21 protein-coding genes and 1 riboswitch are annotated in these 23255 nt (G+C 70.6%); of the genes, 2 read left to right on the top strand and 19 right to left on the bottom strand.

Features of this window, described 5'->3' with window-relative positions; translation table 11 throughout:
• Positions 1 to 40: 40 nt before the first annotated feature.
• Complete coding sequence (locus tag OG985_RS10625; RefSeq protein WP_371668025.1) at positions 41 to 661, top strand: TetR/AcrR family transcriptional regulator; 621 nt, start codon at positions 41 to 43, stop codon at positions 659 to 661.
• A 305-nt stretch (positions 662 to 966) separates the two neighbouring features.
• Here OG985_RS10625 and OG985_RS10630 read toward each other — a convergent pair whose 3' ends face one another.
• The 4 genes from OG985_RS10630 to OG985_RS10645 form a co-directional block, all read right to left on the bottom strand.
• A complete protein-coding gene (locus OG985_RS10630; protein WP_371668026.1) occupies positions 967 to 1752 on the bottom strand; it encodes an SGNH/GDSL hydrolase family protein in 786 nt (261 codons plus the stop codon).
• Positions 1753 to 1897: 145 nt separating this feature from the next.
• Positions 1898 to 2614, bottom strand: coding sequence for a DUF6250 domain-containing protein (locus OG985_RS10635; protein WP_371668027.1), 717 nt, complete (start codon positions 2612 to 2614; stop codon positions 1898 to 1900).
• 283 nt (positions 2615 to 2897) lie between these two features.
• Complete coding sequence (locus OG985_RS10640; protein WP_371668028.1) at positions 2898 to 3857, bottom strand: peptidoglycan DD-metalloendopeptidase family protein; 960 nt, start codon at positions 3855 to 3857, stop codon at positions 2898 to 2900.
• Positions 3858 to 3861: 4 nt separating this feature from the next.
• A riboswitch (cyclic di-AMP (ydaO/yuaA leader) is annotated at positions 3862 to 4019 on the bottom strand.
• Between the two features lie 305 nt (positions 4020 to 4324).
• Positions 4325 to 6394: an alpha-galactosidase gene (locus tag OG985_RS10645; protein WP_371674329.1), complete on the bottom strand. Its 2070-nt coding sequence runs from the start codon at positions 6392 to 6394 to the stop codon at positions 4325 to 4327.
• Between the two features lie 169 nt (positions 6395 to 6563).
• Here OG985_RS10645 and OG985_RS10650 point away from each other — a divergent pair, with 169 nt between their 5' ends.
• The gene (locus OG985_RS10650) at positions 6564 to 7361 is read left to right on the top strand and encodes a tyrosine-protein phosphatase (protein ID WP_371668029.1); all 798 of its coding nucleotides are present in this window, start codon (positions 6564 to 6566) and stop codon (positions 7359 to 7361) included.
• A gap of 46 nt (positions 7362 to 7407) precedes the next feature.
• Here the strand turns inward: OG985_RS10650 and OG985_RS10655 are convergent, their stop codons facing one another.
• The 15 genes from OG985_RS10655 to OG985_RS10725 form a co-directional block, all read right to left on the bottom strand.
• A complete protein-coding gene (locus OG985_RS10655) occupies positions 7408 to 7533 on the bottom strand; it encodes a DUF6126 family protein (RefSeq protein ID WP_371668030.1) in 126 nt (41 codons plus the stop codon).
• A complete protein-coding gene (locus OG985_RS10660) occupies positions 7530 to 8159 on the bottom strand; it encodes a helix-turn-helix domain-containing protein (protein WP_371668031.1) in 630 nt (209 codons plus the stop codon). The genes OG985_RS10655 and OG985_RS10660 overlap by 4 nt, the downstream gene beginning before the upstream one ends.
• Positions 8160 to 8226: 67 nt before the next feature.
• Positions 8227 to 9612, bottom strand: coding sequence for an aspartate aminotransferase family protein (locus OG985_RS10665; RefSeq protein WP_371668032.1), 1386 nt, complete (start codon positions 9610 to 9612; stop codon positions 8227 to 8229).
• Positions 9609 to 11555 (bottom strand): 1-deoxy-D-xylulose-5-phosphate synthase, encoded by a 1947-nt coding sequence (gene dxs, locus OG985_RS10670; RefSeq protein WP_371668033.1) that lies wholly within the window; start codon positions 11553 to 11555, stop codon positions 9609 to 9611. Before dxs ends, OG985_RS10665 begins: the two co-directional genes overlap by 4 nt.
• Before the next feature lie 31 nt (positions 11556 to 11586).
• Positions 11587 to 12762 (bottom strand): flavodoxin-dependent (E)-4-hydroxy-3-methylbut-2-enyl-diphosphate synthase, encoded by a 1176-nt coding sequence (gene ispG, locus OG985_RS10675; protein WP_371668034.1) that lies wholly within the window; start codon positions 12760 to 12762, stop codon positions 11587 to 11589.
• Between the two features lie 4 nt (positions 12763 to 12766).
• Entirely contained in the window at positions 12767 to 13789 is a 1023-nt protein-coding gene (hpnH, locus tag OG985_RS10680; RefSeq protein ID WP_371668035.1) for an adenosyl-hopene transferase HpnH, read from the bottom strand.
• Positions 13790 to 13794: 5 nt separating this feature from the next.
• The gene (locus tag OG985_RS10685) at positions 13795 to 14436 is read right to left on the bottom strand and encodes a 1-hydroxy-2-methyl-2-butenyl 4-diphosphate reductase (protein ID WP_371668036.1); all 642 of its coding nucleotides are present in this window, start codon (positions 14434 to 14436) and stop codon (positions 13795 to 13797) included.
• The gene (gene shc / locus OG985_RS10690) at positions 14436 to 16442 is read right to left on the bottom strand and encodes a squalene--hopene cyclase (RefSeq protein WP_371668037.1); all 2007 of its coding nucleotides are present in this window, start codon (positions 16440 to 16442) and stop codon (positions 14436 to 14438) included. Before shc ends, OG985_RS10685 begins: the two co-directional genes overlap by 1 nt.
• 115 nt (positions 16443 to 16557) lie before the next feature.
• On the bottom strand, positions 16558 to 17685 hold the full coding sequence (locus tag OG985_RS10695) for a polyprenyl synthetase family protein (protein WP_371668038.1): 1128 nt from the start codon (positions 17683 to 17685) through the stop codon (positions 16558 to 16560).
• Positions 17685 to 19109 carry a hydroxysqualene dehydroxylase HpnE gene (gene hpnE / locus OG985_RS10700; protein WP_371668039.1) on the bottom strand — a complete coding sequence of 475 codons (1425 nt, stop codon included), beginning with the start codon at positions 19107 to 19109 and terminating at the stop codon, positions 17685 to 17687. The genes OG985_RS10695 and hpnE overlap by 1 nt, the downstream gene beginning before the upstream one ends.
• Positions 19106 to 19246, bottom strand: a complete 141-nt coding sequence (locus OG985_RS10705; RefSeq protein WP_371668040.1) for a DUF6380 family protein — start codon at positions 19244 to 19246, stop codon at positions 19106 to 19108. Before OG985_RS10705 ends, hpnE begins: the two co-directional genes overlap by 4 nt.
• The gene (gene hpnD / locus OG985_RS10710; RefSeq protein ID WP_371668041.1) at positions 19246 to 20196 is read right to left on the bottom strand and encodes a presqualene diphosphate synthase HpnD; all 951 of its coding nucleotides are present in this window, start codon (positions 20194 to 20196) and stop codon (positions 19246 to 19248) included. The genes OG985_RS10705 and hpnD overlap by 1 nt, the downstream gene beginning before the upstream one ends.
• A complete protein-coding gene (gene hpnC, locus OG985_RS10715) occupies positions 20193 to 21095 on the bottom strand; it encodes a squalene synthase HpnC (RefSeq protein ID WP_371668042.1) in 903 nt (300 codons plus the stop codon). The genes hpnD and hpnC overlap by 4 nt, the downstream gene beginning before the upstream one ends.
• Positions 21096 to 21455: 360 nt before the next feature.
• Positions 21456 to 22235: an ABC transporter ATP-binding protein gene (locus OG985_RS10720; protein ID WP_371668043.1), complete on the bottom strand. Its 780-nt coding sequence runs from the start codon at positions 22233 to 22235 to the stop codon at positions 21456 to 21458.
• Complete coding sequence (locus tag OG985_RS10725; protein WP_371668044.1) at positions 22228 to 23157, bottom strand: ABC transporter permease; 930 nt, start codon at positions 23155 to 23157, stop codon at positions 22228 to 22230. The genes OG985_RS10720 and OG985_RS10725 overlap by 8 nt, the downstream gene beginning before the upstream one ends.
• Positions 23158 to 23255: the final 98 nt, after the last annotated feature.

The raw sequence follows: 23255 nt of genomic DNA on the forward strand, positions 1-23255 counted from the left end.
CTCGTCCGGCGCGCACAGATCGACACATTAGGGTGACCGCGTGGCGAGAGTGCGGTTGAGCGTGGCGGAGCGGCGCGAGGAGTTGCTGCGGGCGGCCATCGAGCAGATCCAGGCGCGGGGCATCGCGGCGGTCAGGATCGCCGACGTCGCCTCGGCGCTCGGCGTGAGCAACGCGCTGGTGCTGTATCACTTCTCGACCAAGGAGAAGCTGGTCGCCGCGGCGTTCACCTACGCCGCCGAGGACGACCTCGCGCACCTGCGCAAGCTTCTCGGCCGCCGTACCACCGCGCTGCGCCGACTGCGGTCGGCCGTGCGCTGGTACGCGCCGACCGGCCAGGCCAAGGGCTGGCGGCTGTGGATCGAAGGCTGGGCGGCCGCGCTGCGCGAGCCCGCCTTGCAGGACGTCACCCGGGACCTCGACCGGCAGTGGAAGGCGGCGATCGCCGAGGTCGTCGCGGAGGGCGTGGCCGCGGGCGAGTTCCGGTGCCCGGACCCCGCCGGTACGGCCCTGCGCCTCACGGCCCTGCTCGACGGCCTCGCCGTACAGATGACGTCCTACGCGGGAGCGGTGTCGCGCACGCGGGCGCAGGAGTGGGTGGACGACGCCCTGGCCCGTGAACTCGGCCTGAAGCGAGAGGCGTTGACCAGCCCGGAGCGCTGACGGCCCGCCCGCCGCGACCAGCGCCCGCCACGGCGAGCCCGCGGCACGCCGAGCCTCCGACCCAGTGAAACGCCCCGCCCCGGAACGGACCGCACAGCGAACGACCACAACGGTGAACGACCAGCCCAGCCAGCGCCCGCCGCGCTTCAGCACCGGACACCTCCGGACGACAGCCCTGGCCGGCACCCCCAGCCCAGGCCGGTCCATGGACCGGCCTGGGCTGGGGGTGCCGGCCCGGACCACGGACGGCGTCGGCCCGAACCGGCCCCCGCGCCCCGCCCCGTCGCTCCCGCCCCGCCCCGCCCTCAAGCCACCGCGGCGATCCGCATCTTGATGTCGTCCGGCGACAGCGCACCCTTGGCGGTCACGTGGTCCCCCGACGACTCCCCGCGCAGCCGGCGTCCGATCCACGGAACCAGGTACTCGCGTGCCCAGTGGACGTCGTCCCGTCGGACGTCGAGGGGGCCGCGGTGCGGGAGCGGCGGCCAGGGCTGGTCCGGGTCGGCCGGGACTTCCAGGCCGAGGACCTGACCGGCCCGCAGTGCCACGCGCGTGTGTCCCTCGGGCGACAGGTGGAGGCGGTCGCCGTCCCAGGCCCGCCGGTCCTGAATGGTCTTGAGGGACCACAGGTCGAGCACCGGACAGCCGTACCGGTCGGCCACGGCCCGGACATGGCCGTTGTAGGTGGCGATCTTGCCGCGCAGATGCCTGAGCACGGGCACGCCACGGGTGTCGAAGCCGGTCGTCACCATGACGGTGCCGGAGACCGCGGTGAGCCGGGCGATCGCCCGCTCGAAGCGCTCGGCGACCTCGTCGGGGTCCGTGCCGGGTCGGATGATGTCGTTGCCGCCGGCGCTGAACGACACCAGGTCGGGGGCCAGTTCGACGGCCTGCGGAAGCTGGTCCTCGACGATCTGGTCGAGCAGCTTGCCGCGCACCGCGAGGTTCGCGTAGTCGAAGTCGCCCTCGGGTCGCCGGTCCGCGAGAAGCACCGCGAACCGGTCGGCCCAGCCGACGAACGCCCCTTCGGGGCCCGGGTCACCGACGCCCTCGGTGAAGCTGTCCCCCAGCGCCACGTACGACCCGATCACTGATCTGTTGTCACTCTTCGAATCGTCTGCCACATCGAGCCATGATTCACCTTCGGATGTGACCTACGCGATCGTAAGAATGGGTTGACTACCGGTGAGATAAGCCACTCGTAAAGTGTTCACCAAGCCAGGAATAGGCTTCTGGTCAGCGCTGTTGACGCGACGACTGCCACACCCGGAAGCCGGCGAGCCGGAAGTGGCTCCAGGTGGTCCGGAACGCGAAGTGCCCACTCGTGTACGGCTGCGGGTCGGCGAAGTCGAAGACGAGCCGTCCGTTGTTCCACCACCGCACGGTCGAACCGTCGGACACGATCCGGACATGGTGGGGCCGGTTCGCCACGAGGAGCGGTTCGGTGTAGTCGTAGATCAGCGGACGCACGCCGGCCTCGCCGACGTAACGGCGCAGCCGGGTCGTGGTGTTGCCGTTGGCGCCGTAGCCGACGTAGTACGTCCTGAGGTGGTCGTACTCCGCGAGCGCCCCGCCCCTCGGGGTGGCGAAGAGGTCGTCGGGCGAGCGGACGTCGAGGGCGTTCCAGAAGTTGTTGAGGTCCGAGACCCGGTCGTTGACCCCGCCCTCCGAGACGGGCGTGGCGGTGTACTCGATGACGTACGGCCCCGTGAGCCGCTGCGTGAACCAGATCGTCGCCCCGGCGGGCACGTCGACGTCCAGCGTGCCGCGGGAGGCGGTGACGGTCCCGCCCTGCTCCAGTTCGACGGCCCACCGGCCGAGGCCGTGACGAAAGTCGTCGTGGGCGATCAGGCGGCGGTGGCGGGGCGCGGCGCTCGCGGTGGCGGCCGGGGCGAGGGCGGCCAGGGCGGCGCCGGCGGTCAGGGCGCCGAAGGCTCTGCGCGTGGTCGTCACGGGGGTACGGCTCCTTCGGTGGGCGGGAGTGGTGCGGGAGGGCTCCGGGGCGCGTCCGGCCCCGCTGCCGTCGAGGTCGCGGGCAGACCTCCACCGACGGACGGAAAGCGCTTGCCCGCAACGGAGTTCACTGTGTCCCACCCCGTCCCTCCTGTCGACACCCCGAGGTCCCGCGCCACACGACCGCAACACGACGATCATGAACGCCACACACACCGAAGGCCGGACCCAGGGGATAGGGGTCCGGCCTTCGGCAGCGTGTCAGGCAGGGGTGGTGCGGGGATCAGCCTACGGCGACGCCGTGCGCGCGCAGGTAGGCGATCGGGTCGACGTCGGAGCCGTAGTCCGGCGTGGTGCGGATCTCGAAGTGCAGGTGCGGGCCGGTCACGTTGCCGGTCGCACCGGAGAGGCCGACCTGCTGGCCCGCGCCGACGGCCTGGCCGGCCGAGACGGAGAGCTGCGACAGGTGGGCGTACTGCGCGTAGTAGCCGTCGGCCAGCTTGATGACGACCTGGTTGCCGTAGGCGCCGCCCCAGCCCGCCGAGACGACCGTGCCCGCGCCGACCGCCTTGAGCGAGGTACCGGTCGGGACGACGAAGTCGACGCCGGTGTGGTAGCCGCTGGACCACATACCGCCCGCCACGCGGTAGCCCGTGCCGACGGTGGCACCGCTGACCGGGAGGACGTCACCGCCGGAGGTGCTCGTCGACTCGGCGGCCTTGGTCGCGGCCGTCGTGTTCGACGAGGAGGAGGCGGACGACGAGGACTTCGCGGCCGACTTGGAGGACGACTTGGCCGACGAGGACGAGGACGACTTGGTCTTCGTGGTGCTCGGCGTGCTCGTCGCGGCCTTCTTGCCGATGCTCAGCTTCAGGCCGGGGTGGATCAGCGAGGGGTCCTCGCCGACGGCCGCCCGGTTGTCCTGGTAGAGCCGGTGCCAGCCACCGCTGACGTTCTGCTCGTCGGCGATCTTCGAGAGATAGTCACCGGCCCGGACCGAATAGGTCCGCGTGCCCGCGTTGTTGGTGGTGCTCTTCTTCTCGGCGGCCTTCGTCCCGGTGACGGGAGCGGACTGAGCGGCCTTTTCCGAAACGTTCTGGGCAACCGACTGGGGAGTGGCCGCATGGGCGCCGGTGGCCCCCAGAAGCGGGAGGGCGAGCGCGGCGCCGCCGGTTCCGGCGACGGCGATCGAGCGGGTGAAACGCTGGCTCTTGGGACGGCGGTGCTTACCCTTCGCGGGCATGGCGAATTCCTCTCCGGCGCCTGCGAGGTGAGCTGTCGGGTGCGGACTGGAGATGCCCGGCCGCGCCGAAACGCGGCTTTACCCCTAGCCGTTCCGGAGACCGGAACAGGCGGTTGTACCTGTGGGTCCCCCGCTCCTGCCATGGACGGGTGGGTGTGTGCGGGCTCCGGGCGGTGGCAGGATTGGGCGTCCGTCCGGATCGGTGGTGAACGTAAGCGACCGGGACGCGAAGGAACAAGCGGCGGTTCCCCGCGCATGCGTTTCCTTTGCGCATTTCGGGGAATTACCGGTCACCCTCCGTGGAACAAAAGGCACCCGCATTGACCGAACGCCCTGGAAAAGCATGCGAATTACGTGAACATGACGGGCGACTCACGGTCACGAATATGACGCTGCTCACGCACGCCACCCCAGGAGCCCACATTCCACACGGAGTTGGAATGAAGGCGCCAATTCGGACAGACAGATCAGATGCGACGGAAACGGAAAAGCGTCGCATCGAAGTCGCCGCGCAATCCCGTACGCAATCCGTGATGCAACAGCACCGCACCTCGGTGCACTTCGCCCGTTTCGCGGCATTCGTACGTCGCTGTCGGGTCCAGTCCGCGCAGCCGGAGCGCCGGTGCGGGCTCACCGTGGCTCTGCGCCTGGAGCCAGGCGAGCACGACGGCCTCGTCCCCGAGCACGTACTGCACGGCGCTCAGCCCGCCGCTCGGGGGACGGAGCCGGTACAGCTCGCCGCGCTGCACGAGAGGCCTGATCTCCTTGTAGAGCTCCACCCACTCCCGCGCCTCGGCGAGTTCCTCCTCCGTCCACCGAGAGAGGTCACCGCCGACCCCGAGAACCCCCGCCATCGCGCTCACGAACCGGAAGCGCAGCGAGCTGACCCGGCCGTTGAGCTGCGTGTTGGGGCTGTCGGTGACCCAGGCGGCCATCACGCGCGCGGGGTGGATCTGACTGAACCCGTACTGGATGGCGAGCCGGTCGAGCGGGTCGGTGTTGTCGGAGGTCCACACCTGGTCGGTACGGCCGAGGACGCCGAGGTCGATCCGGCCGCCCCCACCGGAGCAGGACTCGAAGGCGACTCCCGGGTGGGCCGCCCGCAGCCGGTCCAACAGGCGGTACAGGGCGTGCACGTGGTCGACCCACAACCGCTGCGGGTACGGCTCGCCGGGCCAGCCGGCGTCGGTGAAGCAGCGGTTGAAGTCCCATTTGACGTAGTCGATCGGGGCGCTGGACAGGAGTCCGTCGAGCTGCTCCCAGAGATAGTTCTGGACATCTTCACGAGCGAGGTTCAGTACGAGCTGATTGCGGAGTTCCGTCCGCTTTCGTCCCGGCTGGAACTGCACCCAGTCCGGATGGGCCCGGTAGAGGTCGCTGTCCGGGTTGACCATCTCCGGCTCGACCCAGATACCGAACTGCATGCCGAGCTCGTGCACGTGGTCGGCGAGGGGGGTGAGCCCGGCGGCGAACCGGTCCGGGTTGGGCGTCCAGTCGCCGAGTCCGGCGCGGTCGCTGGTGCGGGCCCCGAACCAGCCGTCGTCGACCACGAACAGCTCGACCCCGATCGCCGCGGCCCGGCGCGCGAGCGTGCCCTGCTGCTCCTCGGAGATGTCGAACTCGGTGGCCTCCCAGGAGTTGAAGAGCACGGGCCGGTCCTGGCCGGCGTCAGGGATGACGTAGGCACGCTGATAGGCGTGCCAGGCGCGGCTCGCCCCGCCGAAGCCGCCGTCGCTCCACAGGCCCGCGAAGACGGGCGTCGTGAAGGACTCGCCCGTCTCCAGGCGGAGCAGCCCGGACTCGTCGTAGCCGGCCCCGCCGGTGATCTGCACGCGCGCGTCCGGGAGTTGGGCCACGGCGATACGCCAGGTGCCGGACCAGCCGAGGGCGCAGCCGTAGACCTCGCCGCGTTCCTCGGTCGCGTCGGTGTCGAGCGCGACCCAGGGCAGGTGCTGGTGCCCGGTGTGGCCGCGGCGGCTGCCGATGACCTTCTCCCCGTAGGTGAGCTCGCCGCGTACGAGCCGGGACTCCGCGGCCCAGCGGCCGTGCAGCTGGGACAGGCGCCAGCCGTCACGGTCGGGCAGGGTCCAGGTGGCGGAGTCGGCGCGCAGCAGCTCGACCGCCGGCCCGTCGTTGTCCAGCGTCACCCGGCGCTCCACGACGTCGTCGCGCATCCGGTAGTGCAGGGTGACGGCGAGGCCCGCGTCCCGGAAGCGGAGCCGCAGCTCGTCGCCCTCGACCTCGTACCGTTCGAAGGTCCACTCGGTGCCGCGCCGCTCGTCCGTGCGCACGGACAGCGCGGGGCGCGTGAAACGGGGGCCGCCCTCGACCGGGTACTCCTCGCGTCCGTCGAGCGGGGACTCGAAGGGCCAGTAGTCGGGCAGCGGACGGACGGCCAGGGCCTCGGCGTCGGCGAGCGCGATCCGCGAACCCCAGTGCAGGTGCAGCAGTTCGTCGGTCTCGGTCAGATGGACGGCGTAACTGCTGGCCGGCCCGGACAGAAGCCACGTACGGCCGTTTTCGGCGATTTCCAGCATCGGGCCCTCACAGATACGGACAGGTGCGCTCAAGGATCAACATCATCATCGGCCATGGGCCTGTGAGGCAACGCCTGTGGACAACTGATTGCCCCAGGAACGCATGTCGTATGGTCGTCGGGGAGCCCGCCGATGAGCCGCGTCGGCGGGACCGACCGGGAGGAGCCCCGTGACGCAGCAGGTCCCGTCCACCGAGCCCGAGCTGGCCGGTGTGCGCAACTTCCGTGACGTGGGCGGACTGCCGACGGTGGACGGTCGCCGGGTGCGACACGGAGTGCTGTTCCGCAGCGGTCACCTCGCGCACGCGACGCCGGAGGACGCCGCGTTCCTCGACACCCTGGGCCTGCACACGATCTTCGACTTCCGCAACGCGGCCGACCAGAGGCTCGAGGGCCCCGACGTCGAACTGCGGGGTGTGCGCAATGTGAACCTGCCGCTGAGCGACCCGGCCGACGGCTCCGAGTTCTGGAAGATGGTCCGCGACGGCGAGATCGACGAACTGCGCGCGATCCTCGACGACGGCAAGGGCGCGGGCCGGATGATCAGGTCCTACCGCAAGATCGTCAAGGAGCGCACCGCCGTGCACTCACTGGTTCTGCGCGCGCTGGCCGAGGACAGCGTCCCGGCCCTGATGCACTGCGCGGCCGGCAAGGACCGCGCGGGACTGTCCGTGGCGGTGACGCTGCTCGCCCTGGGCGTGGAGCGCGAGGCCATCGTGGCCGACTACCTGAAGTCCAACGCCCGGCACCGCCGCTACAAGGTGCGCCGCAGCGGCAGCTCTTCCTCGGCGTACTCCCCCGAGGTCATGGAACTGCTCAGTCCCCTGTTCGACGCGCGCGCCGAGTATCTGGCGGCGGCCTTCGACACCATCGAGGAGACCTGGGGCGGCGTCGACGCCTACCTGGAGCAGGGGCTGGGGATCACCCCGGAGATCCGGGAACGCCTGCGGGAGCGACTGCTCGACTGAGCCGCCCGCCACCGAGGCCGCCCCGCCCCGGTGCGGCAGGCCGCGGTTACTTCGCGCCCACCTCGAACAGCAGGTAGAGGAAGGCGGCGAAGACGTGTCCCACCGCGATGTAGATGATCAGGCGCACCCACAGGGCGCGGGGGAACTTCTCCTCGATGTTGCGTTCGCTCATGATGTCTCTCCAGTGATGGGGCCCAGGCACAGCGCGGCTGTGGGGCTCTGCAGCAGGGTGTGGACGAACAGCAGGTCGACCCCGTCCGGGTCGACGGCGGCGATGCGGTGCGGGGTCAGCGAGTCGAAGTGCGCGCTGTCCCCCGCGTCGAGCCGGTGCGTGGCGTCCCCCAGGCGCAGCCGCAGCCGGCCCCGCAGGACGTGGAGCCACTCCTCGCCGGGGTGTACGCGCACGATGTCGCCCTGGGAGCCGTGGGGGACGTGCACCCGCAGGGCCTGCATGCCCCGCCCCGGGGCGCCGGCCGGCCAGTAGGTCCAGCCGCCCGCCTCGGTGGGCTCCATGTCGGCTCCGCGCACGACGGCGTCCCGTTCGGCGAGCGTCTCGCCGAGAAGTTCCGAGACCGTCGTACCGTAGATACGGGCGAGCGCCAGCAGCATCGGCAGCGAGGGCTGCCGCTGCCCCGTCTCCAGCCGGGAGAGGTGGGCGGGCGACAGACCGGCGGTGCGGGCCGCGGCCTCCAGGGTGAGGGAGGCCCGGCGGCGCAGCGAGCGGAGCTGCGGGGCGACGGCGGGAAGGTCGGCGACCGTTCCGGCCGGCAGCTGGTTCTCGGCTTCCGGAGAGCTCATGCACTCCATTGAGCCGCAGGTTTGCCTCTGCGGCAAATTTTTTGCCCCAAAGGCAAAAGCCTCCGTCCTACCGGTTCGCGACCGCCTGCTTGACGAGCGTCCGGCTGAAGTCCCACATCAGCCCGCCGCCGCTGTGCGCGTCGTCCATCACGGCCGTGAACGCGTCGACGAACCGGTCGACATCCCGCTCGTCGACGACCAGCGGCGGGATCAGCTTGATCACCTCCAGGTGGTCGCCGGAGACCTGGGTCAGGATCCGGTGCCGCTGCAGCAGCGGCACGACGACCATCTGCGCGAACAGCCCCTTGCGGGCAGCCTGCAGCATCGTCCAGCGGCCGCGCAGCTTCAGCGACCTGGGTCGGCCGAACTCGATGCCGATCATCAGGCCCCGGCCGCGGACGTCGGCGAGCAGCTCGTACGTGTCGGTCAGCGCCGCGAGCCGGGACCTGAGCAGGTCGCCGGTGGTGCGGGCGTTCGCGACGATCTGCTCGTTCTCCATGACGGACAGCACGGCCAGGCCCGCCGCCATGGCCTGCGCGTTGGACCCGAAACTCGCCGAGTGGACCAGGACCCGGTCCATCGACGAGTAGACCTTCTTGAAGATCCAGTCCTTGCCGAGGGTGGCCCCGACCGGCACATAGCCGCCTGAGAGCGCCTTGGCCACGCACACCAGGTCCGGTTCGACGCCCTCCTCGCGCTGATAGGCGTAGAAGTCGCCGGTCCGGCCCAGACCCGTCTGCACCTCGTCCGCGATGAGCAGGGCCTTGTGCCGGCGCAGCAGCTCCTGGGCGGCGCGCAGGTATCCGGGCGGCGCCTCGTGCACGCCCTTGCCCTGGATCGGCTCGACGACCAGGGCGGCCACGTCGCCCTTCTTCAACTCCCGCGCCAGGGCGTCGAGATCGCCGAGCGGCACGGCCGTGTCGGGCAGCAGCGGGGCGAAGCCGTCCCGGAAGCCGTCCTCGCCGTTGACCGAGAGCGAGCCGGTCGTCAGGCCGTGGAAGGCGTGGTCGCAGTACAGGATCCGGGGCCTGCCGGTGGCGTACCGGGCGAACTTCAGCGCGGTCTCGACCGCCTCCGTACCGCTGTTGCCGAAGAACACCCGGTCCAGGTGCGGGCTGTGCGTGAGGAGCTTCTCGGCCAGCAGCCCGGGCAGCGGCTGGCAGTCGAAGCGGGTGAGGTCGGCGAGCTGGGCGTCGAGGACGTCGTGCAGCGCCTGGCGGACGACGGGGTGGTGGCGCCCCAGCCCCATCACGCCGAACCCGGCGAGCATGTCCAGGTAGTCGTTGCCGTCGGCGTCCCAGAAGTGGGCGCCCTCGGCCCGCTCGTAGACCTTGTCGAAGCCGATCGTGTGCAGCATGCGCGGGAGCTGGTGGTTGAGGTACTTGCTGTGCAGCTCGTAGCGCTCGGCCCCGCGTTCGGCCAGCAGCGCGCCGAGGTCGAACTCCTTGGTCATTCGGCCTTCTCCTTGACTGGCACGACGGTGACCGGCACGCCGGCGGGACTGTGCTGGCCGCCCCCGGCCCGCTCCCTGACGGCCAGGCTCGCGCTGATCCGGCCGGCCACCTCGACGGGGGTGAGGCCGATGTCGGCGAGCACCTCCCCGCGCTTGGCGTGCGCGAGGAACTGCTCCGGGATGCCGAACCGCCGCACCGGTACGTCGACCTCGGCGTCGCCCAGCGCCAGCGCCACCGCCGCGCCGACCCCGGCCGCGCGGCTGTTGTCCTCCACGACGGCGACCAGGCGGTGTGCCGAGGCCAGGCCCGGAAGCGCCGGGTCGACGGGTTTGACCCAGCGGGGGTCGACGACCGTGCAGGTGATGCCGCGGGCCTCCAGCAGGTCGGCGGCCTGGAGGCACACCGGCGCCATCACACCGACGGCGACCAGCAGGACCTGCGGCCGCCCGGCGGAGCGGTGCAGGACGTCCATGCCCCCGACCTGGTCGACCGCCGGGATCCGGGGTCCCACCGACTCCTTCGGGAAGCGGACCAGCGTGGGCGCGTCGTCGACGGCGACCGCCTCCCGCAGCTGCGCCCGCAGCTGGTCGGCGTCGCGCGGCGCGGCGATTCTGAGCCCCGGCACGACCTGGAGGATCGACATGTCCCACATGCCGTTGTGGGAGGGTCCGTCGACCCCCGTGACCCCGGCGCGGTCCAGGACGAAGGTGACACCGCAGCGGTGCAGCGCCACGTCCATCAGCAGCTGGTCGAAGGCGCGGTTGAGGAAGGTGGCGTAGACGGCCACGACCGGGTGCAGTCCACCGGTGGCGAGGCCGGCCGCGGACACCGCCGCGTGCTGCTCGGCGATGCCGACGTCCCACACACGGTCCGGGAACCGCGCGGCGAAGCTGCCGAGGCCGACCGGGTGCAGCATGGCCGCCGTGATCGCCACGACGTCCTCGCGTTCCTCCCCGATGCGCACGATCTCCTCGCCGAACACGGAGGTCCAGGACGGTCCGGCCGAGGGCACGAGGGGCTCGCAGGTGAGCGGGTCCATCACACCGACGGTGTGGAAGTGGTCCTCCTCGTGGGCGAGCGCCGGTTCGTAGCCGCGGCCCTTCTCCGTCAGGCAGTGCACGAGAACCGGTCCGTGGAAGCGTTTCGCGCGCCGGAGCGCCGACTCGACGGCCCCGACGTCGTGTCCGTCGATCGGGCCCACGTACTTCAGGCCCAGGTCCTCGAACATGCCCTGCGGCGCGAACGCGTCCTTGAAGCCCTTCTTCGCGCCGTGCAGCGACTCGTAGACGGTGTGGCCGACGACCGGCGTGCGCAGCAGCACGTCCTTGCCCCAGGCGAGCACCTTCTCGTAGCCGTCGGTGGTCCGCAGGGTGGCCAGGTGGTTGGCGAGTCCGCCGATGGTCGGGGAGTACGACCGTTCGTTGTCGTTGACGACGATGATCAGCGGCCGGTCCTTGGCGGCCGCGATGTTGTTGAGCGCCTCCCAGGCCATGCCGCCGGTGAGCGCCCCGTCGCCGATCACCGCGACGACGTGACCCTTCTCGCCCTGCACCTGACGCGCCTTGGCGAGTCCGTCGGCCCAGCCGAGGACGGTGGAGGCGTGGCTGTTCTCGATGACGTCGTGCTCGGACTCCTCGCGCGATGGGTAGCCGGACAGGCCGCCCTTGCCGCGCAGCTTGGAGAAGTCCTTGCGTCCCGTCAGGATCTTGTGGACGTAGCTCTGGTGGCCGGTGTCCCACAGGATGCGGTCGACCGGTGACTCGAAGACCCGGTGGAGCGCGATGGAGAGTTCCACCACCCCCAGGTTGGGCCCGAGGTGTCCGCCGGTCCTGGCGACCGCGTGCACCAGGAACTCCCTGATCTCCTCGGACAGTTCACCGACTTCCGCCTCGGACAGCGCCTTCAGTTCGCGCGGCCCCCGGATGTTCTCCAGAATCGACATGCTCGGGCCCCCTCTCGGTCCTCGCCATGCTTCACATCACTGTCACTGCCGGTGTCCCCGTGCCGTCGGGGGCGTCGGACACGACGCCGTCCCGCTCCATCTGTTCGGCGAGCTTCAGCGCCTCCTCGATCAGGGTCTCCACGATCTTCGACTCGGGGACGGTCTTGATGACCTCGCCCCTGACGAAGATCTGCCCCTTGCCGTTGCCGGAGGCGACCCCCAGGTCCGCCTCCCGCGCCTCGCCGGGGCCGTTGACCACGCACCCCATGACCGCCACGCGCAACGGGACTTCCATACCCTCGAGGCCCGCCGTGACCTCGTCGGCCAGCTTGTAGACGTCGACCTGGGCGCGCCCGCACGAGGGGCACGACACGATCTCCAGCCGGCGCTGCCTGAGGCCGAGCGACTCCAGGATCTGGATGCCGACCTTGACCTCCTCGACGGGCGGGGCGCTCAGGGACACCCGGATGGTGTCGCCGATGCCCCGCGAGAGCAGTGCGCCGAAGGCGACCGCCGACTTGATCGTGCCCTGGAAGGCGGGACCGGCCTCCGTCACCCCGAGGTGCAGCGGATAGTCGCACCGCTCCGCCAGCAGCCGGTAGGCGTTGACCATCACCACGGGGTCGTTGTGCTTGACCGAGATCTTGATGTCGCGAAAGCCGTGCTCCTCGAACAGGGACGCCTCCCACAGGGCGCTCTCGACGAGCGCCTCGGGGGTCGCCCTGCCGTGCTTCTGGAGCAGCCGCCGGTCCAGTGAACCCGCGTTGACCCCGATACGGATCGGCGTGCCGTGGTCCCTGGCGGCTCGCGCGATCTCCTTCACCTTGTCGTCGAACTGCTTGATGTTGCCGGGGTTGACGCGTACGGCCGCGCAGCCGGCCTCGATCGCGGCGAACACGTACTTCGGCTGGAAGTGGATGTCCGCGATCACCGGGATCTGCGACTTGCGGGCGATGGTCGCGAGGGCGTCCGCGTCGTCCTGCGTGGGGCAGGCGACGCGGACGATCTGACAGCCCGACGCGGTGAGTTCCGCGATCTGCTGAAGGGTGGCGCCGATGTCCGACGTACGGGTCGTCGTCATCGACTGCACCGACACCGGGGCCCCGCCCCCGACCGCCACCGGCCCGACCCGGATGCCGCGCGACAGGCGTCGCTCGGCGATCGGCCGGACCGGTACCTCGGGAACGCCCAAGGAGACGGCGGTCACGACGTCACTCCCGGTTTCCGTTGACGGTCTCGCGCATGGCCCGCAGCGACTCCTTCAGGGAGCCCATGGTGGCGAGGACGGCGGTGGGCTCGTAGCCGCAGTGCGCCATGCAGTTGGCGCAGCGCGGGTCCTTGCCGCGGCCGTACTTGTCCCAGTCGGTCTCCTCGATCAGCTCGCGGTACGTCGGGACGTACCCGTCGCTCATCAGGTAGCAGGGGCGCTGCCAGCCGAAGAGCGAGTAGTTCGGGATCGCCCACGCGGTGCACGGGAAGTCGACCTTGCCCTCGAGGAAGTCGAGGAACAGCGGGGAGTGGTTGAGCCGCCAGCGGCGCCTGTTGCCGCCCGCGAAGGCCTTTTTGAACAGCTCGCGGGTCTGCTCCACGCCCAGGAAGTGCTCCTGGTCGGGGGCCTTCTCGTAGGCGTAGGCGGGCGAGATCATCATCTCGTCGACCTTGAGGTCGTCGTTGAGGTAGTTGAGCACCTCGATGATGGTCTGCGGGGTGTCGGTGTTGAAGAAGGTCGAGTTGGTGGTCACCCGGAAGCCGCGCCGCTTGGCCTCCTTGATGGCCGCCACGGCCTCGTCGAACACACCCTCCTTCGCGACGGACTCGTCGTGCCGCTCCCGCAGCCCGTCGATGTGCACGGCGAAGGCGAAGTAGGGAGAGGGCGTGAACTTGTCCATCTTCTTGCGCAGCAGCATGGCGTTGGTGCAGAGGAAGACGTACTTCCGCTTCGCCACCAACTGCCGCACGATCTCGTCGATCTGCGGGTGCATCAGGGGCTCACCGCCCGCGATCGACACCATCGGGGCACCGGACTCCAGCACCGCCCCCACGGCCTGCGCCACCGGCATGCGCTGCTTGAGCACCCCGGCGGGGTGCTGGATCTTGCCGCAGCCCTCGCAGGCGAGGTTGCACGCGAAGAGGGGCTCCAGCTCGACGATGAGCGGGAACTTGTCCCGCTTGCGGAGCTTCTGTTCGGCCAAGTATGTAGCGACCTTGATGGTCTGGCGCAGTGGCATGGCCATCTGGCTCACCTCCTGGGGAGCAGCAAGGAACGGTGCCATTCGAAGAAAGCAGGAAGTACGGAACGAAGAACACGGAAAGCTGATATTCCACCGCGTATCGTGCCGATCCGGACGAGTTCATGTTCAGGAGCGTCCACGACCACCCGGACGGCCGCAACCGGGCGCTCGCCCGCCCGCACGGCGCTCAGCAGCGTCGCCGCCGACTCCATGTCGACCGCGATCGCACCGGTCGCGAGCAGGTCCGAGCGTTCCGGACCGCGCACGACGTGGTCGGACCCGGTGAGCGGTCCGGTGTGGACGGTGCGCCCGGGCACGGCGCGCACGAGTTCCTTGACGAGCAGGTCGGTACCCACGCAGGGGACGTTCCCCCGCGGGTCGCGGGTCTCCTCGGCGACGACCAGGTCACCGGGGTGCATGCCGGGCGCGAGCCCCGCGCAGAAGCCCGTGGCCAGCACGGCGGCCCCGCCGAGTGCCGGGTCGGCCAGCAGCCCGCTGATCGAGCGCTCGGCCGCCCTGGGACCCATGCCGGTCCGCAGCACGGTGACCGGCCCGTCGGCGCCGGTGCGGTCGCCGGTGCGCAGGGCGAGGTGCTCGATGCCGAGCGCGCAGGCGATCAGCAGCGGGGACGGGGCGGGCTGCGTGCTCATCAGCCCCCCTTGGCCTCGGCGAGCGGCTTCTCCGCGAAGGGCTCCCCGTGGACGTACCGGCCGAGTGCGGTGAGCGGGAACACCTGCCGGTAGAGGTGGTAGTTGATGGAGAAGTCCCAGGGGAACCCGGTGCCGGTGAAGTACGGCTCGTCCCAGGAGCCGTCCTCCCGCTGGGTGGCCGCGAGCCATGCGACGCCGCGCTCGACGGCCTTGGAGTCCCGCTCCCCCGCCGCCAGCAGCGCCATCAGCGCCCATGCCGTCTGGGAGGCGGTCGAGGCGCCCCGGCCGCTCCACTCCTCGGGCCGGCTGTAGGAGCGCAGGTCCTCGCCCCAGCCGCCGTCGTCGTTCTGGACGGACTCCAGCCAGGTCACCGCCCGGCGGATCGCCGGGTGCGCCGTGGGAAGGCCGGCGGCCGTCAGCGCGGGGACCACCGACCCGGTGCCGTAGACGTAGTTGACGCCCCAGCGCCCGAACCACGAGCCGTTCGGCTCCTGTTCGGCCAGCAGCCACTCGACGCCGCGCCGGGTGCGCGGGTCCTGGGCGAGTCCCTCGACCGCCAGCATCTCCACCACGTGCGCGGTGACGTCGGCCGACGGCGGGTCGATCACCTCGCCGAAGTCGCAGAACGGCAGCCGGTTGGGGAACGGGCTGGTGTTGTCGACGTCGAAGGCGCCCCAGCCGCCGTTCTTCGACTGCATGCCGAGGTTCCACCGCACCCCGCGCCCGATCGCGTTCTCCACCTGCTCCGGGTCGTGGTGCCTGACCCGGCGCAGCGCGAGGACGACTTCGGCGGTGTCGTCGATGTCCGGGTAGTTGTCGTTGTGGAACTCGAACGCCCAGCCGCCCGGCGGCAGTCCGGGCCGCTTGACCGACCAGTCACCGGGCCTGACGATCTCCTCCCCCAGCATCCAGTCCGCCGCCTTCACCACCTGCGGGTGATCGGCCGGCACGCCCGCGTCGACGAGCGCGATGGTGGCGAGGCAGGTGTCCCACACCGGCGACTGGCAGGCCTCGATCATCCGGGCCCCGTCCTCGCGCCACACGGTGAAACGGTCCAGCGACTCCAGCCCGGCGCGCATCACCGGGTGTTCGAGGTCGTAGCCCAGCAGGTGCAGCGCGATGACGGAGTACACCGCCGGGGGCTGGATGCCGCCCCAGCAGCCGTCGTTCTCCTGCCGTTCGATGATCCAGCGGGCGGCACTGTTCATCGCCGCTCGGCGCAGCCTGCGCGGCGCGACCCTGCGCAGGGCGTGCAGCGCCTTGTCGAGGCGCTGGAAGGCACCGTCCCAACTCACCACGGGGGCAAGGGGCTGGGCCGGGTTGGGGTTGTCGGGGTCGGTGTGCAGTTCGTCCAGCGCGAAGGGCGCGGGCCGTACCGGACGCTTGGCGGAGACGATCGTCAGCGGGACGATGGTCTGCCGGGCCCAGCACCCGAAGTCGTAGATGTTGAGCGGCGCCCACTTGGGGAAGTAGATGAGCTCCGGCGGGAGTTCGGGCAGGTCCTCCCACTTCCACCAGCCGAACAGGGCCAGCCAGATCCGGGTGAAGACGCGGGCGGAGGCGATCCCGCCCCGCTCGCGGATCCAGGCGGAGGCCCTCGCCATGTGCGGCGCGTCCGGCGCGTCACCGGCCAGGCGGAGGGCGACGTAGGCTTCGATGGTGGTGGAGAGTTCCGCCGGTCCGCCGTAGAAGCTCGCCCAGGTGCCGTCCGGGCGCTGTTCGCCGCGGATGAAGAGGCCGGCGGCATGCGTCGTCGCCTCGTCACGGATGCCCAGGAACTGGCGGAGCAGCAGGTCCTCGGCGTCCATGGTGACGTTCGTCTCGAGGTCGCCCTTCCACCAGCCCTGGGAGTCCTGCAGGGAGAGCAGGAAGTCGGTGGCGCGTTGCACGGCGTGGACAGCGGCGTCGTGCACCCCGGCCGCCACGGGAGTGGTGATGTGGGTTTCGCTGGCCGCGGCAGCGCGGGGCGGCAGTGCCCCGGTGCTTCCGTCGGTCGTCGCTGTCATGGCTTCCCCTTCGTGCAGTCGTTCGAGTCGTGCTGCTGTGGGTCCGCCGTCGGCCGGTGCGCTGATCCCGCGGCACCGGCCGGCGACTACGCGAGGGTTATTCGACCGATAGTGATCATCTCTTTCGTACGACGACGAAGTCGGCGAGTGCCGCGAACTGTGCCCGCACCCGGTCGGGCATGTCGATGGCGTCGAGGGCCTCGATGGCGACGGTGTGCTGGCGGCGTGCCTCTCCGGCGGTCCACTCGCGGCCGCCCGCCTCCTCGATCAGAGCCGCGCGGGCCGCGAACTCCTCCTCGGAGAAGTTCGCGAAGTCGCTGCTCTTGGCGTCGGCGGCGAGGATCTCGCCGAGCCGCTCGGAGGCGGGGCCGCCCGCCGCGAGCGCGGCCACGACCGGCAGGGACTTCTTGCGCTGGCGCAGGTCGCTCCAGGTCTGCTTGCCGGTCGACACCGGGTCGCCCCAGATGCCGAGGAGGTCGTCGACGGCCTGGAAGGCGAGACCGAGGTGGTAGCCGTACTTCTCCAGGGTGTCGGCGGTGCGGTCGTCCGCGCCGCCGAGCACGGCACCGATGGAGCAGGCGCAGGCGAGCAGGGCGCCGGTCTTGTTGCCCTCCATCTCCAGGCACTCCTCGACGCTGACCCGGTCGCGGTGCTCGTAGGAGATGTCCTGTGCCTGACCGTCGATCAGGGCGCGGGTGGCGGTGGTCAGACGGCGGGTGGCGCGTCCGGCCTCGACGGTGCCCAGTTCCAGCAGCACCTCGTTGGCCAGGGCGAACAGGGCGTCGCCGACCAGGATGGCCTGGGCGGGGCCGTGCACCTTCCAGACGGTGTCACGGTGGCGGCGCTGCTCGTCGCCGTCCATCAGGTCGTCGTGCAGCAGCGAGAAGTTGTGGACCAGTTCGACGGCGACCGCGCCGGGGATGCCGGCCTCGGGCTCGGCGCCGGTGACCTCCGCGGAGAGTACGGCGAGCGCGGGGCGCACGGCCTTGCCGCCGTCGCCGTCGGCGGGGTTGCCCTCGGCGTCGATCCAGCCGAAGTGGTAGGCGGCGACGGTGTCCATGGGAGGAGCCAGGCGGTCGACGGCCGCCCGAAGTACCGGTGTGGCCAGGGTCCGGCCGCGCTCCAGGAGCGCGGTCACGTCCACCGCGTCGGCAGCCGTCTCGGCCGGGGGCACAGTGGGCACAGTCTCTCCTCTTGTTGCGGTACCGGGGGTGCGGGGGCCTGCCGCCTGCTGATCGAGCATCAGGCCGCCTCCTCGAACTCGAAGAGGTGGCGGGGGCGGGGCCGGCCCAGGGCGGCGAGCGCGGCGTCCGCCGCACTCACACCACTGCGAACCGCACTCTCCATGGTCGCGGGCCACCCAGTGGCGGTCCACGCTCCGGCCAGATACAGGCCGGGTGCCTCGGTGCGGGCACCGGGTCGCAGCCGCCCGACGCCAGGCGTCGGAGCGAACGTCGCCGTGCGCTCCCTGGTCACGAAGAAGTCCTTCACCTCGGCGCCGCGGGTGGCGGGCAGCAGCCGCTCCAGCTCCGGCAGGTACCGCTCGCGCAGGGCGGCGACGGGTTCGTCGATCTCGTCCTGGGCGGCCGACTGGGAGAGCGCCAGGTACTGGCCCTCGGTCAGCCCGGAGGCGTCGGTCCGGTCGAAGACCCACTGCACCGGGGTGCCGAGGGCCGCGAAGAAGGGCTTGTGCAGCACCGTGCGGTCGTAGACGACATGGATGTTGAGGATCGGCGCGGTGTCGATTCTCAGCAGCCGCTCAGGGGCGTCGAGGGCCCCGTCGGGCAGCAGGTCGTGGGCCTCGCGCTGCGGTACGGCGAGGACGACCGCGTCGGCTTCGAGTCGCTCGCCGGGAACCTGAACGCTCCACGCCCCGTTCTCGTTTACAGAGACGGAGGTGACGCGTGTACGGACCTCGGTACGCACGCCCGCGGAGTCGAGCGCCTTGCGGGCCAGACGGTCGTGCAGTTCGCCCAGCGGCACATGGGCCCAGCCGATGTCGGCGGCGCCCGGGTCGGACAGCAGACCGGTCTTGAACACCATCGCGGCCAGCGCCAGCGAACAGTCGCCGGCGACCGCGTTGAGGGTGGCGACCCCGACCAGGTCCCACAGTGCCTCGACGGCACGCGCCGACTGACCGTGCGCGGCCAGCCAGCTGCCGAAGTCGTGTGCGTCCAGCTCCGGATCGGCGAGGTCCAGCGCCTTGAGCGCGAGCGCGGCACGCCCGACCTTCGCTCGCTCGATGAGCGAGAGATGCGGATACGTCGCGAGGCTGCGCCCCAGATGCAGGGGCACCGGCAGCGCGTCGCGTTTCAGCCTGCCGAGCCGCCGTCCCGCGGGCCGCGCCACGTCGAGTACGGGCACGTCGAGACGATCCTGCAGAGGCGCCAGCGCCGCGCCCTCGATGCGGTCGAGGAACCAGCGGTAGGCGGTGCAGCAGCGCAGGTACACGTGCTGTCCGTTGTCGACGGTCAGTGCGCCGCGCTGGAAGGAGAAGGCGAGCCCGCCGAGGCGCGGCCGGCCTTCGAGGAGGGTCACGCGGACTCCGGCGTCGGCGAGCGCGAGCGCGGTGGTGATGCCGGCGATACCGCCGCCGACCACGACGGCATGCCTCCCGGCTCCCCTCGCGGCGTCCGCGAGAGTCCCGGCCCCCGTGTCGTGGCTCATCGCGCACCCTCCCCCGAACTTCCGCCGTGCCGCCGAAACCGTGCACCACGGGTCGTCGCAGTCAGGGACGCGAGCCCGCACCGGAGGGTTGCGTGCCGCTTTTCGCCGACGGAATCACCTTGGACCGGTTTGTCCATCAGGTACGCCTCCTGACGGTCCGCCGGGTCACGTGCCGGCTGTCCAGACCGGACAGGCCGCGCACGGCGACGTACGCCTTCTCCCGCCCGGGCAGCGAGACGCGGCCGCGCAGCACGGCCTCCGGGTCCCGTTCGATGCGGTCGAGCAGCCGGCGGTAGATGCCGGCCATGGCGGCGACGCACGCGCCGCTGCGCCGGTCGAGCATGGGGAGCAGCCGGTAGCCCTCGGCGAAAAGAGCGCGGGCCCGTCGCACTTCGAAGTGCACGAGGCCCGCGAAGTCGGAACCCTCCGGTGGTTGCGGCCCCTTGAACCCGGCCGAGCAGCCGAACTTGGCGAGGTCGTCGGCGGGCAGGTAGGTACGTCCGGCCTCGGCGTCCTCGCGGACGTCCCGGAGAATGTTGGTGAGCTGGAGTGCGAGCCCGAGCGTGTCGGCATACTCCGGCGCGCGCTCGGCGCCTCGCGCCCCCGGGTCCGTGCCGAACACCCCGAGCGACAGCCGTCCGATGGCACCCGCCACACAGCGGCAGTAGACCTTCAGGTCGTCCCAGGTCTCGTAGGTCTCGCCGCGTACGTCCTTCAGGACGCCGTCGATGAGCTCGTCCAGGCCGCCGAGCGGGATCGGGAACGCCCCGGCGGCGTGCGTGAGGGCGACCGCGACCGGGTCGGTGTCGTCCTCGTCGACCACGCCGTCGCGGACCCGGGTGAGCAGCGCCCGGGTGTCCTCGAGTCTCGCCGTCTTGACGTCATGGGCCAGTGCGCCGTCGCCGATGTCGTCGACCCGCCGGGAGAACGCGTAGAGCGCCGACATCGCGCGGCGCTTGGGCGTCGGCAGCAGCCTGATGCCGTACGCGAAGTTACGGGCCTGCTGCCCGGTGACGGCCTCGCAGTAGCTGTAGGCGGCGAGTACCGGTGCGGACACGGGTGGCGAAGAGTCCACGGTCCGGATCACCCCTCTCCTCGCAGAGTCACGCCCACCTCACGCAGCAATCGGAGCTTGCCGGGCTTGGGCGGGCCCTGAAGTACGTCGTATTCGGCGGCGGCGATCGCCTGGATCGCCGCCCTTCCCCCCGCCACGAACCCTGCGAGCAGCAGCTTCAACCTGCCGTGGACGCTACCCACCAGGGGGGCGCCTTCATTCAGCAGATCGCGGGCGCGTTGCGCTTCGTATGCAACCAGTGCGCGCACCGATGCGCTCGTGATTTTCGTGGCGAGATCCGCTTCCTGGACATGAAAGCGCTTCATGTCCTCGGCGGGCAGGTAGATGCGGTCGCGGCCGAGGTCCTCGGCGACGTCCTGGAGATGCTCGACGATCTGCAGCGCCGTGCAGATGGCGTCGGAGAGGCGGATCCGCTCGGGGGTCGAGGTGCCGGTGACGGAGAGGACCAGGCGGCCGACGGGGTTGGCGGACAGCTCGCAGTAGGCGACGAGGTCGTCGAAGGTCTCGTACCGGGTGACCAGCTGGTCCTGGCGGTTGGCCGCGATCAGGCCGAGAAAGGGCTCGGGGGTCAGCGAGCGGCGGCGGACCGTCGGCTGGAGGCGGCGCAGCAGCGGGTGGCGGGGGGTCGCGTCGAAGACCCGGTTCAGGTCCGCCTCGAAGGCGTCCAGCAGGAACAGCCGGTCCTCGGCCCGCTCCGGCGACACGCCGAGCAGACGGGCGTCGGCGCCGCCGGGGGCCAGGTCCCCGTCGCCGATGTCGTCGACGAGGCGGGCGAAGCCGTACACGGCCATCAGGTCGGTGCGCCAGTCCCTGGGCAGGAAGAAAGGGGCCACGGGGAAGTTCTCCGCCGCGGCCTTGTCGAGCGTGCCGCGCTCCGCGTCGGCGGCACGCACCGTGCCGGTTCCCGTCACCGCTGACTGCCCGGGGCGGGGACGGCACATGCTGCGTGAAGCAGGGGAGTCTCCGTAGCCATTGCCGTCACATCTCCCGTTCTACACTGCCGACCCAATGCACACTATTTCGGACACGCCGCCCGGACGTCCGCACAGCCGCCCCGGCAGAGGGCATCGCGTATTATCGCCCCACTTGCCGCCTTTCGGGACCGGTACAGTTTACGTTGTACAACGCGGTCAGGACCGTTGGGGTGTCCTGCACATCACAACAACACACCGATTGGCGTCAAGATTCCTAAGCAGGAACGAAGTTGACGTTTCCTTTGCAGACGCGGGGCCCCGCCGGATCAGTTCCGGCGGGGCCCCGCGTGGTTGCGTCTACTTGCCGGTGAACTTCTCGTACTCCTTGAGCACCTCGTCCGTCGGGCCGTCCATGCGCAGCTCGCCACGCTCCAGCCACAGCACGCGGTCGCAGGTGTCCCTGATCGACTTGTTGTTGTGGCTGACCAGAAACACCGTGCCGGCCTCCTTGCGCAGTTCCCGGATGCGCGCCTCGGAGCGCTTCTGGAACTTGCGGTCGCCGGTGGCCAGGGCCTCGTCGATCATCAGGACGTCGTGGTCCTTGGCCGCGGCGATGGAGAAGCGGAGGCGGGCCGCCATGCCGGAGGAGTAGGTGCGCATCGGCAGGGTGATGAAGTCGCCCTTCTCGTTGATGCCGGAGAAGTCGACGATCTCCTGGTAGCGCTCCCTGATCTCCTCCCGGGACATCCCCATGGCGAGCCCGCCCAATATGACGTTCCGCTCACCGGTGAGGTCGTTCATCAGGGCCGCGTTGACGCCGAGCAGCGAGGGCTGGCCGTCGGTGTAGACCTTGCCCTCCTCGGCCGGGAGCAGGCCCGCGATGGCGCGCAGCAGGGTCGACTTGCCCGAGCCGTTGGAGCCGATCAGGCCGATGGCCTCGCCGCGGTAGGCCACGAAGGAGACGCCCTTGACGGCGTGCACCTTGCGCACCCCGCGCTCCTCGCCCCGCTTGAGGATGCGGCTGAGGGCGGCGGTGGCGCTGCCCTTGCCGGTCTTGGCGCCGTTGACGCGGTAGACGATGTGCAGTTCGTCCGCGATGACGGTGGGGATGTGTCCGTCGGTCCTGTCCTCAGCCACGGCCGTACCTCTCCTCAGCCTTCCAGAAGTACACGAAGCCGCCGACGGCGAACAGGACGGCCCAGCCGCCCGCCGCCGCCCAGACGTGCTCCGGCAGGTTCTCCGAGCCGTAGCCGTCGATCAGGGCGAAGCGCATCAGGTCCATGTAGATCGCGGCGGGGTTCCACTGCAGGACGTCCGCGAGCCACTGCGGCTTGTCGGCCAGCATGATCGGGATGGAGAACATCACGCCGGACGCGTACATCCACGTACGCATCACGAACGGCATCAGCTGCGCCAGGTCGGGGGTCTTGGAGCCCGCGCGGGCCATGATCAGGGCCAGACCCGTGTTGAAGAGGAACTGCAGGGCGAGCACCGGGACGATCAGCGCCCAGGACAGGTCCGGGTAGCTGCCGAAGGCGATCACCACGGCGAACAGCACGATCATGGAGGCCAGCAGCTGCTGGAGCTGTTGGAGCGCGAAGGAGACGGGCAGCGAGGCGCGCGGGAAGTGCAGGGCGCGCACCAGGCCGAGGTTGCCGGAGATCGCGCGGACGCCCGCCATGACCGAGCTCTGCGTGAAGGTGAACACGAACACGCCCGTGACCAGGAACGGGATGTACACGTCCTTGGACATGCCGCGGCTGGCGTTCAGGATGACGCCGAAGATGAAGAAGTACACGGCCGCGTTCAGCAGCGGGGTGGCCACCTGCCACAGCTGGCCGAGCTTCGCCTGGCTGTACTGGGCGGTCAGCTTCGCCCGGGAGAAGGCGAGGATGAAGTGACGCCGGTCCCAGAGCTGGCGGACGTACTCGACGAGTGAAGGCCGGGCCCCGCTCACGGTCAGCCCGTACTTGGCGGCGAGCCGGCTCGCCGTGAGGCCCTCGTCGGGCGACGCGAACGCGCTCACCGCGACCGTGCCGTCGTGCGTTGTCTCACTCACTAGTGGAAACTTTCGTCTTCGAGATGCCCAGCCCGCGCGGGCATGGCATGAGCCTGGGGCCCTGGGTGGGGGCCCGCCTGCTCTCGGATACGAGCTTG

Source organism: Streptomyces sp. NBC_00289 (genome assembly GCF_041435115.1).
Classification (GTDB): domain Bacteria; phylum Actinomycetota; class Actinomycetes; order Streptomycetales; family Streptomycetaceae; genus Streptomyces.